This window comes from Bradyrhizobium sp. HKCCYLRH3073, from assembly GCF_051167995.1.
In the GTDB taxonomy this organism is placed as follows: Bacteria; Pseudomonadota; Alphaproteobacteria; order Rhizobiales; family Xanthobacteraceae; genus Bradyrhizobium.
In genome coordinates, this window is sequence record NZ_JBNPUD010000017.1 from 19,650 (window position 1) to 34,164 (window position 14,515).

The 14,515-nt window shown below is 66.0% G+C and carries 14 protein-coding genes and 1 tRNA gene; 8 read left to right on the forward strand and 7 right to left on the reverse strand.

The window, feature by feature from the left end; genetic code table 11:
• Positions 1-105: 105 nt before the first annotated feature.
• Both ACQR1X_RS28615 and ACQR1X_RS28620 read right to left on the reverse strand, forming a co-directional pair.
• On the reverse strand, positions 106-804 hold the full coding sequence (locus ACQR1X_RS28615) for a flagellar hook capping FlgD N-terminal domain-containing protein (protein ID WP_315803359.1): 699 nt from the start codon (positions 802-804) through the stop codon (positions 106-108).
• 12 nt (positions 805-816) lie between these two features.
• A complete protein-coding gene (locus tag ACQR1X_RS28620) occupies positions 817-2,421 on the reverse strand; it encodes a flagellar hook-length control protein FliK (protein ID WP_434900125.1) in 1,605 nt (534 codons plus the stop codon).
• A gap of 356 nt (positions 2,422-2,777) precedes the next feature.
• Here ACQR1X_RS28620 and mnmA point away from each other — a divergent pair, with 356 nt between their 5' ends.
• The 4 genes from mnmA to ACQR1X_RS28640 all read left to right on the forward strand — a co-directional run bounded on the left by mnmA (position 2,778) and on the right by ACQR1X_RS28640 (position 5,380).
• Positions 2,778-3,974: a tRNA 2-thiouridine(34) synthase MnmA gene (gene mnmA / locus ACQR1X_RS28625; protein WP_316182371.1), complete on the forward strand. Its 1,197-nt coding sequence runs from the start codon at positions 2,778-2,780 to the stop codon at positions 3,972-3,974.
• A 27-nt stretch (positions 3,975-4,001) separates the two neighbouring features.
• Complete coding sequence (locus ACQR1X_RS28630) at positions 4,002-4,637, forward strand: class I SAM-dependent methyltransferase (RefSeq protein WP_434900092.1); 636 nt, start codon at positions 4,002-4,004, stop codon at positions 4,635-4,637.
• Positions 4,638-4,713: 76 nt separating this feature from the next.
• A complete protein-coding gene (locus ACQR1X_RS28635; RefSeq protein ID WP_316237562.1) occupies positions 4,714-5,064 on the forward strand; it encodes a hypothetical protein in 351 nt (116 codons plus the stop codon).
• 239 nt (positions 5,065-5,303) lie between these two features.
• Positions 5,304-5,380, forward strand: a tRNA-Met gene (locus tag ACQR1X_RS28640).
• A gap of 77 nt (positions 5,381-5,457) precedes the next feature.
• Here the strand turns inward: ACQR1X_RS28640 and ACQR1X_RS28645 are convergent.
• Complete coding sequence (locus tag ACQR1X_RS28645; protein ID WP_434900093.1) at positions 5,458-6,309, reverse strand: LysR family transcriptional regulator; 852 nt, start codon at positions 6,307-6,309, stop codon at positions 5,458-5,460.
• A 134-nt stretch (positions 6,310-6,443) separates the two neighbouring features.
• On the opposite strand from ACQR1X_RS28645, the gene ACQR1X_RS28650 reads away from it, so the two are divergent.
• Positions 6,444-7,433: an alcohol dehydrogenase catalytic domain-containing protein gene (locus ACQR1X_RS28650; protein ID WP_434900094.1), complete on the forward strand. Its 990-nt coding sequence runs from the start codon at positions 6,444-6,446 to the stop codon at positions 7,431-7,433.
• Between the two features lie 244 nt (positions 7,434-7,677).
• On the forward strand, positions 7,678-8,007 hold the full coding sequence (locus ACQR1X_RS28655; RefSeq protein WP_316182395.1) for a hypothetical protein: 330 nt from the start codon (positions 7,678-7,680) through the stop codon (positions 8,005-8,007).
• A 142-nt stretch (positions 8,008-8,149) separates the two neighbouring features.
• On the opposite strand, the gene ACQR1X_RS28660 is transcribed toward ACQR1X_RS28655, so the two are convergent.
• From ACQR1X_RS28660 to ACQR1X_RS28670, 3 genes are all read right to left on the reverse strand, one after another.
• Complete coding sequence (locus ACQR1X_RS28660; RefSeq protein WP_316182396.1) at positions 8,150-8,893, reverse strand: response regulator transcription factor; 744 nt, start codon at positions 8,891-8,893, stop codon at positions 8,150-8,152.
• Positions 8,890-9,711 (reverse strand): alpha/beta fold hydrolase, encoded by an 822-nt coding sequence (locus ACQR1X_RS28665; RefSeq protein ID WP_434900095.1) that lies wholly within the window; start codon positions 9,709-9,711, stop codon positions 8,890-8,892. The genes ACQR1X_RS28660 and ACQR1X_RS28665 overlap by 4 nt, the downstream gene beginning before the upstream one ends.
• A gap of 189 nt (positions 9,712-9,900) precedes the next feature.
• On the reverse strand, positions 9,901-10,800 hold the full coding sequence (locus ACQR1X_RS28670) for a helix-turn-helix domain-containing protein (RefSeq protein ID WP_434900096.1): 900 nt from the start codon (positions 10,798-10,800) through the stop codon (positions 9,901-9,903).
• A gap of 238 nt (positions 10,801-11,038) precedes the next feature.
• Between ACQR1X_RS28670 and ACQR1X_RS28675 the strand changes: the two genes are divergently transcribed.
• Complete coding sequence (locus tag ACQR1X_RS28675; protein ID WP_315803498.1) at positions 11,039-12,004, forward strand: MBL fold metallo-hydrolase; 966 nt, start codon at positions 11,039-11,041, stop codon at positions 12,002-12,004.
• Positions 12,005-12,024: 20 nt separating this feature from the next.
• Here the strand turns inward: ACQR1X_RS28675 and ACQR1X_RS28680 are convergent, their stop codons facing one another.
• Entirely contained in the window at positions 12,025-13,014 is a 990-nt protein-coding gene (locus ACQR1X_RS28680; protein WP_434900097.1) for a helix-turn-helix transcriptional regulator, read from the reverse strand.
• A gap of 85 nt (positions 13,015-13,099) precedes the next feature.
• Here ACQR1X_RS28680 and ACQR1X_RS28685 point away from each other — a divergent pair, with 85 nt between their 5' ends.
• Complete coding sequence (locus ACQR1X_RS28685; protein ID WP_434900098.1) at positions 13,100-14,473, forward strand: PLP-dependent aminotransferase family protein; 1,374 nt, start codon at positions 13,100-13,102, stop codon at positions 14,471-14,473.
• Positions 14,474-14,515 lie beyond the last annotated feature (42 nt).

Genomic DNA, 14,515 nt, shown 5'->3' on the forward strand with positions numbered 1-14,515 from the left:
CGTGGTAAATGATTGGTTAAGAATTTCCGGCGCTTACGCTGACATGTCGCCGCGGCGGCTGAGCTTGTTCGAGCTCAGCCGGGATCGGTTCAGACGGGGCGGGAGCTAGCTCACGATCCGCTGGATCTGGTTCACCGTATAGGTCTGGCCGCCGATCGACAGCAGCGGCGGCTGCTGGGTCAGGTCGACCGAGGATACGGTGCCCTTGACCTGGGTCGAGATGGCCACCGGCGAACCATTCGTTGCGTCGGTGCCGACCACCGTGATCTTGTATTGCCCGTCCGGCCATTGGGTGCCGTCATTGCCCTGGCCGTTCCAATTATAGGTCTGGTTGTCGCCGGCGCTCGCCGAATATTTGCCGCTGAAGACGGTCTGGCCGACGCTGTTGGTGATGCTCACCGTCAGGTTGCTGTCCTTCGGAATGCTGAGATCCCAGCTCGCTTGCCCGTTGGTCATGGTCGTCGTCGAGCCGTTCACCACCGCTGTCTTGCCGACGAAGGCGAGCGCCTGGGTCGCCTGCGTCGTCTGCTGCATCGTGAGCAGCGATGCGAGCTGGTCGTTGGTCTTGAGCTGCTGCTCGACGCCGGCGAACTGCACGAGCTGCTGGGTGAACTGGTTGGTGTCCAGCGGATCCAACGGATTCTGGTTCTGCAACTGCGTCGTCAGCAGCGTCAGGAAGGTCTGGAAATTGCCGGCAATGGTCGAGCCTGCGCTCGAGCCGAGGCTGCTGTTGCCGGTTGACGAATTGGTGTTGGTCGTGCCCGAGACCGGCGGGGGTGCCGTGATCGCGTCGCCGATTGCCATGGAAGCCTCCTGTTAAACCCTGATATCCACGCCGCCTTGCGCGCCGAACATCCGTCCATAGGACCGTCCGGCGAGCTGGACCGGGACGTTTTCGTCCTCGGTCACGATCAGGCGTTGTGCGTTGCCATTCTGTTGATAATCGCCGCCATTCTGGCCGGACGAGTTCTGGTCGCGCAGCGAGAACTGCAATCCGCTGTTGTTGCTCTTGAGGCCGGCGTCCTGCAGCGCCTGCTGGAGCTGCGGCGCCGTCTGCTGCAGCATCGCCAGCGTCTCCGGCTTCTCGACCCGCAGATGCGAGGTCACCTGGCCATTGCGGTCGACGTCGATGCGGACGTCGATGCGGCCGAGCTCGGCCGGATCCAGTCGGATCTCGAAGCGGCTCTTGCCGTTGAGCGCGGAGGCTGCGATCTCGACGGCAAGCCCATGAAGCGGCACAGCGGCCGCCGTGGCGGCTGTCGCGGTCAGGTTGGCCGAGGTGATCTGGCTGGTCGATGCGGCCGGCGTCGACAGCTGGGGCTGCAACGCGGCCGTGGCCTGTGCACTCGGATCCGGCGCCGGCCCGTTGGTCTGGCTGGTCGTCGGCGCGGCGTTGCGATCATGTGAGGCCGGTGCCTGCACGTTGCCATTCGCCTTCCCATCGCCGGCCTCGACGGAGTCCGGCTTGGCTGCAACAGCCGGCTGTTGCGCGAGCGCGCCATGGCCCGGCTGCTGAGTGGACTGGACGTTGCCATTGCCCGTTTCGGTGACCTTGCCGGCTGCGCCGTCGGCGAGCCCCGTCTTGGTCTGGGTGCCCGGCTTGCCCGTCGTCTTGGTGCTGCCGGGAACGGTCGCATCGAGCGCGGCGGCGAAGCTCTGTTCGGCAGATGCGGCAGCGTCGCCGGAGGCCGCCGCTGTCGTCTCGGGCGTCGTCGCGGTGGATCCGGCTCCGTCGGCATCCTTGGCCGCCGCGGAGGATTTGGCTGCGGCCGCCAGCAGGCCTGCCGCGGCATCGACCGAGCCCTGCGGGCCAACACCGGGCACTCCGACGGGAGCGGCCGCACCGGGCGCATTGGTTTTGCCGTCGCCGTCCGCCGTGCCATCGCCGCTGGCGGGGTTGGCGAGGGTGATCTCCGGCTGGATGGCGACGGCGACCGGCGTCGGCACGGCCACGGTCGGCCCGGCTACAGCGGTCGTCGCGGCGCTTGCATCCGTGCCGGCCTGATCGCCGTCCTTCTTGTCGCCCGTCTTGCCGTCGCTGGTCTTGCCGTCGGCGGTCCCAGCCGCATCGGTTTTGGTCGACGTGCCGGCGGTCGCGTCGGCCGGGGTATCCGAACCGCTGTCGTCGGCGCGCGCGGTGCTGCCGTCGGCCTTGTCCGCCGGCTTGTCCTGCGACCTGGCCTGGGTGGTGCGATCGGCGTCGCCGGCCCGCGCCGGCTCGCGGCTCGGGGTGGAAGCGTTGGCGGCGCGCGGCGACGGCGACGCGGAGGTGGGCGGCGACGCTGTCGACGGATCCGGAGTCGCGGCGTCGACCAGCGCCGAGAAGCTGTCGGACGGCTGCGGAGCGTCCTGACGGGACTGTCTCGGCGCCGTGGTCTTGAGAACCGTGCCTGCCTGGATGTCTGACGTGACGCTGAACACCTTGGACCCTCTCGCGATGAACTCGACCAAGCAGTTCAGCAAGGAGCGGGCCAAGCCGGGGTTGCAGAGAATCGCCAACAAATTCAGGTTCTTATGGAATCAATCGGGGCGCGGGCCGCGGCCCTCGTCCTCGCCATTTCTGCCCGGCCGGCAAGATTTGCCGCCGGCATCTGCGACCGGCGCAATTGCTTCGCAGGAAGTGCGCCTATATTAGAGACAGATGCTTTCGTGTTGTTTCCGATCAGGACATCCTGTCCGGAGATCGCCCGAAGCAAGCCATCCGCAAAGACGGCGCATGCGAGGCGTTCCCGCGCCGGGAACCCGTTGCCTGACGCCGCGATCGCAGTGACCGGATCATGCTCAACAGTCTAGATCTCGAAGGCCGTCCCGAAGACACCAGGGTCGTCGTCGCCATGTCCGGCGGCGTGGACTCCTCGGTGACGGCCGCGCTGTTGAAGTCGGAAGGCTACGACGTCGTCGGCATCACTCTGCAGCTCTACGATCACGGCGCGGCGACGCACCGCAAGGGCGCGTGCTGCGCCGGCCAGGACATCCACGATGCCCGCAACGTTGCCGAGCGCCTCGGCATCCCGCATTACGTGCTGGACTACGAAGATCGCTTCCGCGAGTCGGTGATCGACAATTTCGCCGCCAGCTACGCTTCGGGCGAGACGCCGGTGCCGTGCATCGAGTGCAACCGCGCGATCAAGTTCGGCGATCTCCTGAAGACCGCGCGCGAGCTCGGCGCCTCCGTGCTCGCCACCGGCCATTACGTCGCCTCGCGGCGGCTGGCGGACGGATCGCGCGCGCTCATCTGCGCGGCGGACAGCGATCGCGACCAGAGCTACTTCCTGTTCGCGACCACGCGCGAGCAGCTCGATTACCTGCGCTTTCCGCTCGGCGACATGACCAAGCCGGAGGTGCGCGAGCTCGCGCGCCGTTTCGGCCTGGAGGTCGCCGACAAGCACGACAGCCAGGACATCTGCTTCGTGCCGACCGGCCGCTACACCGACATCATCGGCAAGCTGCGCCCGAACGCGATGGAGCCGGGCGAGATCGTCGATCTCAATGGCCGCGTGCTCGGCGCGCATCACGGCATCGCCAACTACACGATCGGCCAGCGCAAGGGCCTCGGCATCGCTGCCGGTGCGCCGCTCTACGTCGTCAAGCTGGACGTCGCCACCCGCCGCGTCGTGGTCGGCCCGCGCGAGGCGCTGCGCACGCATCGCATCACGCTCCGCGAGGTCAACTGGATCGGTGATGGCGCGCTCGACGCGGCCGCGCGCGAGGGCCTCGAATTGTTCGTGCGGGTGCGCTCGACGCGGCCGCCGCAGCCGGCCTGGCTGCGCGGTGCGGACGGCCGTTACGAGGTCGAGCTCGTTGCCGGTGAAGAGGGCGTCTCGCCGGGCCAGGCCTGCGTGTTCTACGATGCCGCGTCCGGCCGCGCCCGCGTGCTCGGTGGCGGCTTCATCCAGAGCGCTGTTGCGGAAAGCAGCAGCTTGGGCGGCAACGCGATCAGGCCGCAGCGCGTGGCCGAGCCGGTCCGCGGCTGATCAGCATCCATCATTCAGGGCAGGGGCATGGGGGACATCGACCGCGCGGGGGTCGAAAAGGCCTATGAGCGCTGGGCGCCGATCTACGATCTGGTGTTCGGCAAGGTCTTCGATCAGGGCCGCCAATCGACCATCGCGGAAGCCGATCGCATCGGCGGCCGCATTCTCGACGTCGGCGTCGGCACCGGCCTGTCATTGTCGGACTACGCCCGGACCACGAGGATCTGCGGCGTCGATATCTCCGAGCCGATGCTGCGGCGGGCGCAGGCCCGCGTCCGCGAGCTGAAGCTCTTCAATGTCGAGACGCTCGCGGTGATGGATGCCAAGCATCTCGCGTTCCCCGACAATTTCTTCGACGCGGTGGTCGCGCAATACGTCATCACTGCGGTGCCGGATCCCGAAGCGACGCTCGATGATTTCATCCGCGTGCTGAAGCCGGGCGGCGAGCTGATCCTGGTCAACCATATCGGCGCCGAGAGCGGCCCGCGCCGCATCTTCGAGCTCGCCTTCGCGCCGATCGCGCGCCGACTCGGCTGGCGGCCGGAGTTCCCCTGGGCCCGGCTGGTGAACTGGGCTGCAAAGCGTGGCGGCGTCACTTTGGCCGAGCGCCGGCCGATGCCGCCGCTCGGACACTTCTCGCTCATTCGCTACCGCAAGGGCTGATCACCGGATACCCTGGCCGTGCGCTTTGCCAGGCCATCCGCGCGGAACGCGAACGCGCGGTTTGCGTTGCCCCTCCATGAGCATCAGGCAAACCTTGTTCCTCTCGTTCGCACTGGTCTCGGCCGCGGCTGCGGCCCGCGCCCAGGCGCCGCCGACGCCGGCCACGCCGCCGCAGGCAACGGCGCCGGCCCCCAACGCGAATGCCGCTTGTGCGCCGAATGCCCGCGCGACGGCGACGCCTGACGGCATCACCACCGGCCGCGCCGGCGAGCTGCTCGGCGACAAGCTGGCGAAGACCAACGGCGTGTTGTGTCCGCCGAGCGGGGTCGACCCGGAAATGCACGCGCCGACCCCGGAGGGCGGCACGACCCCGGTGATCCCGCCGCCCGGCAGCCCCGGCGGCAATCCGAACGTACAGCCGAAGTGAGCCTCTTGTGATCCGCATTGCCGAGCAGCTGCTGTTGGTCGCACACGTCGGCGTGTGACCCTCGACGAGCGGCGGAGACATGCGCAAGGTCTTGGAGAGTCGTCCGGAAATCCCCTCGTGCGAAAACCGCTGCTGCCCGCGAGCTTTGCTTGACAGGGGCGGAGACGCCTCCTTATATGCCGCCCGTTCACAAGGCCCGGCGGCCCGCTTCAACCGGTCTTGCCTTGATCGAACACCGTGGCGGGGTAGCTCAGCTGGTTAGAGCACGGGAATCATAATCCTGGGGTCGGGGGTTCGAGTCCCTCCCCCGCTACCAACGGTCACCCCTCCACCCGAACGCTTCGTCCCCATTCTCCCGGTCCGCAAGGCTGGCGCGCCACGCCACGGCGCGGCCTACGATGCCAGCCGCGCGATCACCAGATCGAGCACAGCGCGCAGCCGCGCCAGCCGGCGCAGATCTCGATGATAGCCGAGATAGGTGTCCCGCCCCGGCGGCTGCTCGCCGACGTCGACCTGCTGGAGGCCGGGCGTAGCGTTTCCGAGCGGTCGGGGCAGGACGGCAAGGCCCGCTCCCTGCGCGCAGAGAATGGCCTGAACGTCCCGGTTGTTGCTCCGCATCGCGACCTCCGCCTTCGGGAGTTTCTTCGCCAGCCAGCGCGCGTCGGGCATGTCGGCGAAGGCCGTGTCCATGGTGACGACCCTGATCCCTTCGCCGTCGCCTCCGACGTTCCGGGGGCCGTGAACCGGGCCGTACACAGCATAGGGAATGTGCAAGAGCCGCCGCGAGATCACCTCCGGCTCGTCGAACGACCGAATGCGGAACACGAGGTCCGCCTCGCGGCGGGGAAGGCTGTAGAGCCGAGCATCGGTCAGCAGCTCGACACAAACGCGCGGGTGGAGACGGCCGAACTCGGCAAGGACAGGCGCCAGCATCAAGCGGCCAAACCAGTCCGACGATGAGATCCTGAGGAAGCCGTCGAGTTGCGCCTGCGTTCCGGCCAGGCGTCGCTCGAAGGCGAGCGCTTCCTCCTCCACGCGCTCGGCGTGGGCCAGCACGGCCGTGCCTTCGTGTGTGAGCACGAAACCCTCGGACGTCCGCTGGAACAGCGTCTGGTTCACGGCGGCCTCAAGGGCTGCGAGGCGGCGTCCCATGGTCGGTTGAGACAGGCCGAGCCGACGCGCTGCAGCACCGAGCGTGCCCTCGCGCGCAATGGCAAGGAAGATCCGCAGGTCGCTCCACTCCATGCCGGTCCTTTCAAAAACAGCCCGACGGGATCGCTGGACACCTATTCAGAACTGAATGAATTACGTACAAATTCGATGATGTCCATTCAGAAAATGAGGGATCATGGTCTCCGCCATCACAGCAGGAGGTCTCAATGACCCATTCGATGACGGCTGCCGTCCTCCACGAAACTGGCGCGCCGCTCCGCGTCACCCCGATCAGCCGCCCGACGCCGGGGCACCGTGAGGTCCTTGTGCGCATCGCCGCGGCGGGCACCAACCCGTTGGACGCCAAGATCCAAGACGGCCAGGCCGCGCATGCCAAGCATCCCGCGCCCGCCATCCTCGGGCTGGACATGGCTGGGACGGTCGAGGTCGTCGGCCCCGGCGTCACCCGGTTTCGCCCTGGCGACGAGGTGTACGGCATGGTCGGCGGCGTCGGCGGTCATCCCGGAACGCTGGCCGAATATGTCAGCGCCGATGAGGATCTGCTTGCGGCCAAGCCGGCCAACCTCTCCATGCGCGAGGCCGCGGTTCTGCCCCTCGTGACGATCACGGCCTGGGAGGGTCTTGTCGATCGCGTCGGCATTCGACAAGGACAGACGCTCCTTGTGCTGGGCGGAGCCGGTGGCGTCGGTCACATCGTGGTCCAGCTGGGGCTCGCATTCGGTGCAACGGTCCATGCCACGGGAAGCGCGGAGAGCAGGCCCGTGATCGAGCGCCTTGGCGCGACCTTCATCGACCGGCACGAGCCGATTGCCGAAGCGGTCGGCCGCGTGACGGGAGGGCGTGGCTTCGACGTCGTGTACGATACGGTTGGGGCTCTCGACGTCGCCTTCGCCGCGGTGGCGAGGTTTGGTCACGTGACCTCATCGCTGGGGTGGGGCACCCATCCGCTCGCGCCTCTCTCGTTCAAGGGCGGCACCTATTCCGGCGTTTTCACCCTCCTGCCGCTGATCGAGGGTGAAGGACGGCGGCACCACGGCGAGATTCTCAAGAAGGCCGCGCAGATGGTCGAGGCCGGCAAGCTCACGCCGCTGCTCGACCCGCGCCGGTTCGCACTCGAGGACGTCGGCGCGGCCTATGACGCCCTCAAGAAGGGGGGTGGCGCAGGCAAGATTGCGGTCGACATCGGGGCGGCGTGAGCTTGCTCGACCAATCACGGCTGCACAGGTTTCACTCGCAAATGGCAACGCCAAGGGATCGCGCGATGAGAGTCTGGTGCCGCGCCCGCTTCGACCACCTTGTCGACAAAGCCGGAGCAGGCCTCTTCGCCACCGTCGACCAGGTGACACCCGAGATGTTCGATAACCTGCTCGCCACGCATCTCAAGGGTTCGTTCTTCCTCGATCGAGTTCTCCGGTGGGGACCATATCTGAGAGGCGAGACATGGTGACGGCCAGCGAGACACGTCACGCGCGGGGCTTGCCTCAGGCGGCGGAAGTCACCTCGTTCCGCATGAAGCCGGGGATTGCGGCGAAGCAGGCCGTCGAAGCCGGCCGTGACATCGATGCTTGGCTTCGTCAGCAGCCCGGCTTCGTCTCCCGGCTCATGATCTCCAACGCGGATGGCTCGATCACCGACATCGTCGTCTGGAGGTCTGAGCGGCACGGTCAGAATTCGTCGAGAAGGCTAATGGCCGAGACCGCGTTCTCGCCCTTCCACGCAATGGTCGATGGCAAGTCGGTCGACTGGAGATTCGCTGCCGTCCTGATCTGAACGCAGGCGAGGACATGCGCAGCACGCCTGCAGTTGCCCGCACATTCACGGGTGAACGTGTCGCTCGCACCGGATTGCGCAAGGCGGGCTTCGACCTATTCTCTATCGACACCACCCAGACGACAACTCCACGGCGCCCTCGCTAGCACCGCCCGAGCTCGAGGTCGCGGACCTTCTGAACCATGTCCGTCACGGATGTCGCCTCGAGCTTTCTGAAGGCATTGCTTCGATGCATCTTCACCGTGATGAGGGAGATCCCGAGTTCGGCCGCGATCTGCTTGTTGACCAGGCCGCGATCGAGAGCCGTCAGGACCTCCATCTCTCGCGGCGTCAATCGGGTGGCGCGATCCCTCAAGTGATCCTTCGCGCGCTCCTCCTTCTGCCGTCGCGCCTCGATGTCAATGGCTTCGTCGACCGCCGTGAGGAGGTTCCGCGGCTGGAATGGCTTCTCCACGAAGTTGATTGCGCCGGATCGCATGGCGCTGACAGCGGTCGACACATCCGCGTCGCGGGCGCTCATGATGATCGGGGTTCGGACGTTGCGTGCAAAGAGATGCTGCTGCAGCGCCAAGCCGCTCTTGCCCGGCAACCGGACGTCGATCAGGAGGCAGCCGACTTCGCGATCAACGCCCCTGGTGAGCAGCGAAGCTATCGAATCGTGCCACCTGGACTCGAGACCCGCTGACATCAAGATGGCATCGAGTACGTCTCGCGACGTCGTGTCGTCATCGACGACAGCGACGACATGAGGTGGTGGGATCTCCGGCCTGGCCAACCTGAGATGGTGCAACTCGCCGCGGCCACGCGTCCGCGCACCGTGCTGCAGGAGAGGGGAGTCCGCAGCCGAATGCGAGGATGTTCGACGGCGAGGAAGCTCTGCCGTCATTCTGCGATGAACGCGAGAATGTCTGCGTTGAGGACGTCGGCATGGATCGTCAGCATGCCGTGCGGAAAGCCCTTGTAGAGCTTCAAGGTGCCATGCTTGAGCTGTTTGGCCGACAGCAGCGCGGCGTCTCGATAAGGCACGATCTGATCGTCATCGCCGTGCATGACCAGCGTCGGTACATCGATGAGCTTGAGGTCCTCGTTGAAGTCCGTTTCCGAGAACACCCTGATGCATTCATAATGCGCGTGGGCTGCGCCCATCATGCCCTGACGCCACCAATTGTCGACGGCACCCTCGATGAGGCGCGCGCCCGGCCGGTTGAAGCCGTAGAACGGAATCGGCACATCGCGATAGAACTGCGCCCGGTTGGCCGCGAGCTGGGCGCGGAGATCATCGAATACGGCGAGCGGCGTGCCGTCTGGATTCGCTGACGTCTTGAGCATGATCGGAGGGATCGCGCTGACCAGAACGGCCTTTGCAACGCGCCCCTGGCCGTGACGGGCGACGTAACGCGTGACCTCGCCGCCGCCGGTCGAGTGTCCGACGTGGACGGTATTGCGCAGATCGAGCGCGCGCGCGAGCTCCGCCACGTCGGCCGCATAGGTGTCCATGTCATGGCCGGTCGAGGACTGGCTCGACCGGCCGTGACCGCGCCGATCGTGCGCGATCACGCGATAGCCGCGATGCAGAAAGAATAGCATCTGGGTGTCCCAATCGTCGGCGCTGAGCGGCCAGCCGTGATGAAACAGGATCGGCTGTCCGTTGCCCCAATCCTTGTAGAAAATCTCGGTTCCGTCGGTCGTCGTGATGAAGGGCATGGATGCATCTCCAGTTGAGACCCGTCGAGGATTCCGATTGCAGCGCGGGCTACGGCGCGGCCTCGGACGTGAGCGTTCGTTCGACAACGACTTAAAAGAGACCCACCGGAGAAGTCTTCCGTGCGGACTTCCAATCTTGAAAGAATGCACGAGCACGCGCTGGGCAGCTGCAGCGGATGGAGCTACGGTTCAGCTTGTTCGATTGCGGGCGCCCAGCCGCCAAAGCGCCGGGGAGTTTCCGGTCATTCGCCGAAAGGCGGTGGTGAAATGGGCCTGGCTGCTGAAGCCGAGATCGAAGGCGATCGAGACGACTGGCTGTTCCGTCGCTCGAAGCCTCTCCTGGGCGCGGACGATCCGGCGGTGCAGGATATAGGCATGGGGCGGATGCCCGGTGGCGGCCTTGAACTGGGCGGCAAATCGAGATCGGGGAAGGCCAGCGATGTCACTGAGTTGCGACAGGGAGATCGTCCTACCAAGGTGCGCATCGATATAGTCGAGGGCGCGGCCGATACGGTCGGCCGCGGGCTTCGCCGCGTCGCCGGCGCTGATCGTGCGGCCATGATGTCGTTCGATCAAGCGCGAGCCGAACGCCAAGGCGAGCCCTTCCACGAAGGAGGGTCCCGCGATTCCGTCATAGAGGTCCGCGGCCCTGAATGCCAAGGCAAGCTGTCGGAGACCGTCGTCGACGATCCGGTCGGTCTCGAACAGACAGATGTCGCCCGATGGCAAACGCCCGAGCACGCTGTTCATGCACTCGCGCAGCAGATCCTGCGAGAGAAAAACCCTGAGATTGTCGAGCCGGCCCCTGGCCACCCCGCGCCAACGTCCCTGCCGCGGGCCGGTGATCAGCATGGCATTCGGCTCCTCGCCGCCGCTCCAGACGCCGCGTCCGGAGATCAGCAACTCTTGTCGCGCGCGCCGCTGCACCAGCGTCACGACGTGTGAATCATCCTCGCAATCGGAGCAGACTTCGATAGGACCGTTGTGCTCGCTTCGCCAGCGCGACAGGCCGACTTGAAGATGGCGGCCGTTTGCGAGCGTGGCGGGGGCAGGCTTGGCGCGCCATTGAGTTTCGTCGTGCACCAGCATGGAGAGACCTCGTCGAGAAATCGTTTAGTTAGACAGCGCCGACCGGATGCGAAAGAGGCCGTAGGCCGCAGCGCCATCGATTGACGTGCGAATTGGAAAGTCATTCGCACTTTCAGGAAGCAAGCATGGTCTCTCGTCCGCTAGATGTCGTGACCAGCCGTCGCAACGCTGCGCCGAGGCCAGATTGTGGTGGCTGCCGGGAGACGTTGCTGCCGAACGGGCAATGGGAGATCGCAAGATGACACTGGCTGAGAACCATTCCCGCCGAACGTTCTGCATCTGCTGTATCGCCGCAGCCGGTGCAGTTGCCGCGGGAGGCTGGCTCACGCCATCGCAGGCGTTTGCCGAAGCCCGCAACATCGTGGATACGATCCGCGACGCGGCGGCGCATGCGCCGATCAAGGTCCACGCGCTACGCGGCGATGTCAGCATTCTCGAAGGATCCGGCGGCAACATCGCGGTTCTCTCCGGACGCGACGGCAAGCTGCTTGTCGATGCAGGCATTACGGCGTCGCGTCCGAAGCTGCTGCAGAGTCTGAATACCATTGGCCGCGGCCCTGTGACGCGCCTGATCAACTCGCACTGGCATTTCGACCATACTGACGGGAATGCGTGGTTGAACGGCGAGGGAGCGGCGATCGTCGCCCACGCGAACACCCGCAAGCATCTGTTGTCAGCGCAGCGCGTCGAGGACTGGGACTACAACTTCCCGACATCGCCGCTCGCCGCAGTTCCGAGCGAGACCGTCAGCGCCGAGACGACGCTGAAGCACGGCGGCGCGACGGTTGTGCTCCGGCCCTACGGCGCTGCGCATACCGATTCCGATTTGTCGATCACGTTCACCGAGGCCGACGTCCTGCACTGTGGCGACACGTACTGGAACGGAATCTATCCTTTCATCGACTATTCGACCGGCGGCAGCATCGACGGCATGATCAAGGCCGCCGATGCCAATCTGGCCGCGGCGGGCGACAGGACGATCGTCGTTCCCGGACATGGCGCGCCCGTGAGCAACAGGAAAGAGCTCGCGGTTTATCGGGACATGCTCTCCGCCATCCGCGACAATGTCGCCAAGCTGAAGCAGCAGGGACGTTCGGTGGAGGAGGCCATCGCGGCCAAGCCGACCACGGCCTTCGACAGCCGCTTCGGCCAATTCCTGATCACGCCGGCGTTCTTTACCCGACTGGTCTACCAGGGCGTCTGACGTCCGCGGCCAAGACGAAATCATGGCACAGCGCGGCGCCAGCGTCCGGGCGCTTCTCCGACCAGGCGCCGGAACACATTGATGAAATGCGTCTCGCTCTTGAATCCGACGGAGATGGCAACATCCCGGATCGATCGCTCGGGATCGAGCAGCAGCCGCTTCGACGCATGAACCCGGCACTGGAGGACATACATGTGGGGCGACATGCCGGTGGAGGCCTTGAACTGAGCTGCGAAATGCATGCGGCTGAGACCCGCGGCGGCGCTCAGATCCGCCAGCGCGATCGGCTGTTGAAGATGAGCATCAATGAAGGCCTTTGCCCGATTCAGCCGCCACGGTGTCAGCGGCGACAGCTTTCGCTTCGGCGAATGCTCCTGCTTCAGGTGGTAGCGCCCGATCAGGTGGGCCGCGAAGCTGATGCTCAGGCTGTCGAGGAACAACCGGCTCGGGGCGGCGTCATCGGCGAAGGCGCGCATCAGCGACGTCATCAGGTGACGCAGCACCTTGTCGTCCGCTTCCTGCGGGCCGAACAACTCCATCGAAGGGTCGGCGGGCCTGCCGCTGATGTCCTCGTAACATTCCGTCACGGTAGCCGGAGAGACGAACGCCCGCAGGATCGCGTAGTCCTCGCGATAGATTGCCCGCGCATTGGGAAGCGCGGGCCCTGTCAGGACGATGGTGCCTGGAACGACGTCGCCATCGATCACGGACCGTCCGGCAATGGAGAGCGACAGGTTCGTGCACCGCACGGCGTAAGACACCGTGTAGGGCAGGTCGGCCAGATCGGCTTGCACCTCGAGTGCGGCTCTGTCGATCCTTCCGCTCCACATCGAGACCGAGAGTCGTGCTCCGCCGTCCGCGGTCAGCGATGGTGAGTGCGGTGGCTCGCGCCAGCATCGTTCGGCAGGGATGTGCGCCAGGCTTGGCAGCGAGGTGACCAGGGCCGGCACATGTCGGCCCGTGTGCGATAGTCGCGTCGCCGTGTTGGCTTCTCTGGCCTCGTTGTCCATTGCGCGCCTCCGTCCTTGACCGAGGGGGATGATCCATACAATCTGTCAGAAGAAGCATGCAATCAAAGGAATTGCGGAGAATTGCATGGATTGGCTCCCTACACTTTCCGAATGGCAAGGGCCGCTGTTCGTCCGCATCGTCGATGCGCTCGCCGCGGATATCGCGAGCGGACGGCTGCTGCGTGGGCAGCGGCTGCCGACGCACCGCAGCCTCGCGGCGGAGCTGAGGATCGATCTGACGACGGTCACACGCGCCTATAGCGAGGCGCGTCGTCGAGGCTTGATCGAGGGGCGCGTCGGGCAGGGGACGTTCGTGTCCGAGACCACGGCGCGTGCGTCTCCAGACCAGCCGGCCACGGTCACCATCGACCTCTCGATGAACCTGCCGCCACAGCCGGTCGAGGCGCAGCTGGAACGGCGGATCGAGCAGGGGCTTTCGACCATTCGCACGGAGGCCGGCTTGAGCGCGTTTCTGAGCTACGCGCCGCCGGGCGGCAGCGTGGACCAGCGCGAAGCTGCCGCCCTCTGGCTGCAACCGCGGCTGTCTCATGCCTCGCCCGAGCGGATCGTGATCTATCCGGGATCGCAAGCGATCATCTTCAATGCTCTGCTGGCGCTGACGCAGCCGGGCGATGTCGTCGTGACGGAGGCGCTCACCTTTCCCGGAATCAAGGCAGCCGCTGCGCAGCTCGGTGTGCGTCTCATCGGGGCTGCCATGGATCTGGAGGGGGTCCGGCCCGACGCGCTGGATGACGCCGTGCGCAAGCACCGGCCGAAGGCGGTCTATCTGGTTCCGACACAGCAGAATCCGACTACCGCGACGATGAGCGCCGGACGGCGGCAGGCAATCGCCGACATCATCCGCAAGCGCAACACCGTGCTGATCGAGGATGATGCCTATGGCCCGCTGGAGCCGCGCGTCGCGCCGATCGCGACCTTGATCCCCGAGCAAACCTATTACGCGGCCAGCATCGCCAAATGCATCGCGCCGGCCCTGCGTGTCGCCTATCTGCTGGCGCCCGACGACAAGGCCGAGCAGATGATGCGCGTCAACCTGCAGGCAACGATGCAGATGCCGGCGTCGCCGATGGTTGCGCTGGTCACGCACTGGTTGAAGTCCGGTGTCGCCGACGAGATCATCCGCGCCATCCGCAACGAGGCCGCCGCCCGTCAGCAGCTCGCGTCGCGTCTGCTGAAGGGAGTGACCTATGCCGCGCGTCCCGCCAGTCATCATCTTTGGATGCCGCTGTCGCCGCAGCTCGACGGCACCGACCTGCTGTCGCATCTGATGCGGAACGGCCTGGCCGTCGTCGGTGAGGTCGCGTTCGCGGTCGGCCAGCCGGCACCGCGCGGTCTGCGTCTCTCTCTCGGAGCGGCACGCAACCGGGCCGAGCTCGGCCAGGCATTGCAGGTGCTGTCGCGCGCAGTCACCGCGCGCCCCGTCAGACAGATCGTATAGCGCGATCCCCGGGCGTTCACATCCCCCGGTATAATGGAGGCG

Excerpts from the sequence above, each read along its gene's own strand:
- ACQR1X_RS28675 (WP_315803498.1), top strand. The coding sequence starts at position 11,039 with ATGACACTGGCTGAGAACCATTCCCGCCGAACGTTCTGCATCTGCTGT.
- ACQR1X_RS28660 (WP_316182396.1), bottom strand. The coding sequence starts at position 8,893 with ATGACGGCAGAGCTTCCTCGCCGTCGAACATCCTCGCATTCGGCTGCG.
- ACQR1X_RS28630 (WP_434900092.1), top strand. The coding sequence starts at position 4,002 with ATGGGGGACATCGACCGCGCGGGGGTCGAAAAGGCCTATGAGCGCTGG.
- ACQR1X_RS28645 (WP_434900093.1), bottom strand. The coding sequence starts at position 6,309 with ATGGAGTGGAGCGACCTGCGGATCTTCCTTGCCATTGCGCGCGAGGGC.
- ACQR1X_RS28635 (WP_316237562.1), top strand. The coding sequence starts at position 4,714 with ATGAGCATCAGGCAAACCTTGTTCCTCTCGTTCGCACTGGTCTCGGCC.
- ACQR1X_RS28685 (WP_434900098.1), top strand. The coding sequence starts at position 13,100 with ATGGATTGGCTCCCTACACTTTCCGAATGGCAAGGGCCGCTGTTCGTC.
- ACQR1X_RS28670 (WP_434900096.1), bottom strand. The coding sequence starts at position 10,800 with ATGCTGGTGCACGACGAAACTCAATGGCGCGCCAAGCCTGCCCCCGCC.
- ACQR1X_RS28665 (WP_434900095.1), bottom strand. The coding sequence starts at position 9,711 with ATGCCCTTCATCACGACGACCGACGGAACCGAGATTTTCTACAAGGAT.
- ACQR1X_RS28655 (WP_316182395.1), top strand. The coding sequence starts at position 7,678 with ATGGTGACGGCCAGCGAGACACGTCACGCGCGGGGCTTGCCTCAGGCG.
- ACQR1X_RS28615 (WP_315803359.1), bottom strand. The coding sequence starts at position 804 with ATGGCAATCGGCGACGCGATCACGGCACCCCCGCCGGTCTCGGGCACG.
- ACQR1X_RS28650 (WP_434900094.1), top strand. The coding sequence starts at position 6,444 with ATGACCCATTCGATGACGGCTGCCGTCCTCCACGAAACTGGCGCGCCG.
- ACQR1X_RS28680 (WP_434900097.1), bottom strand. The coding sequence starts at position 13,014 with ATGGACAACGAGGCCAGAGAAGCCAACACGGCGACGCGACTATCGCAC.
- mnmA (WP_316182371.1), top strand. The coding sequence starts at position 2,778 with ATGCTCAACAGTCTAGATCTCGAAGGCCGTCCCGAAGACACCAGGGTC.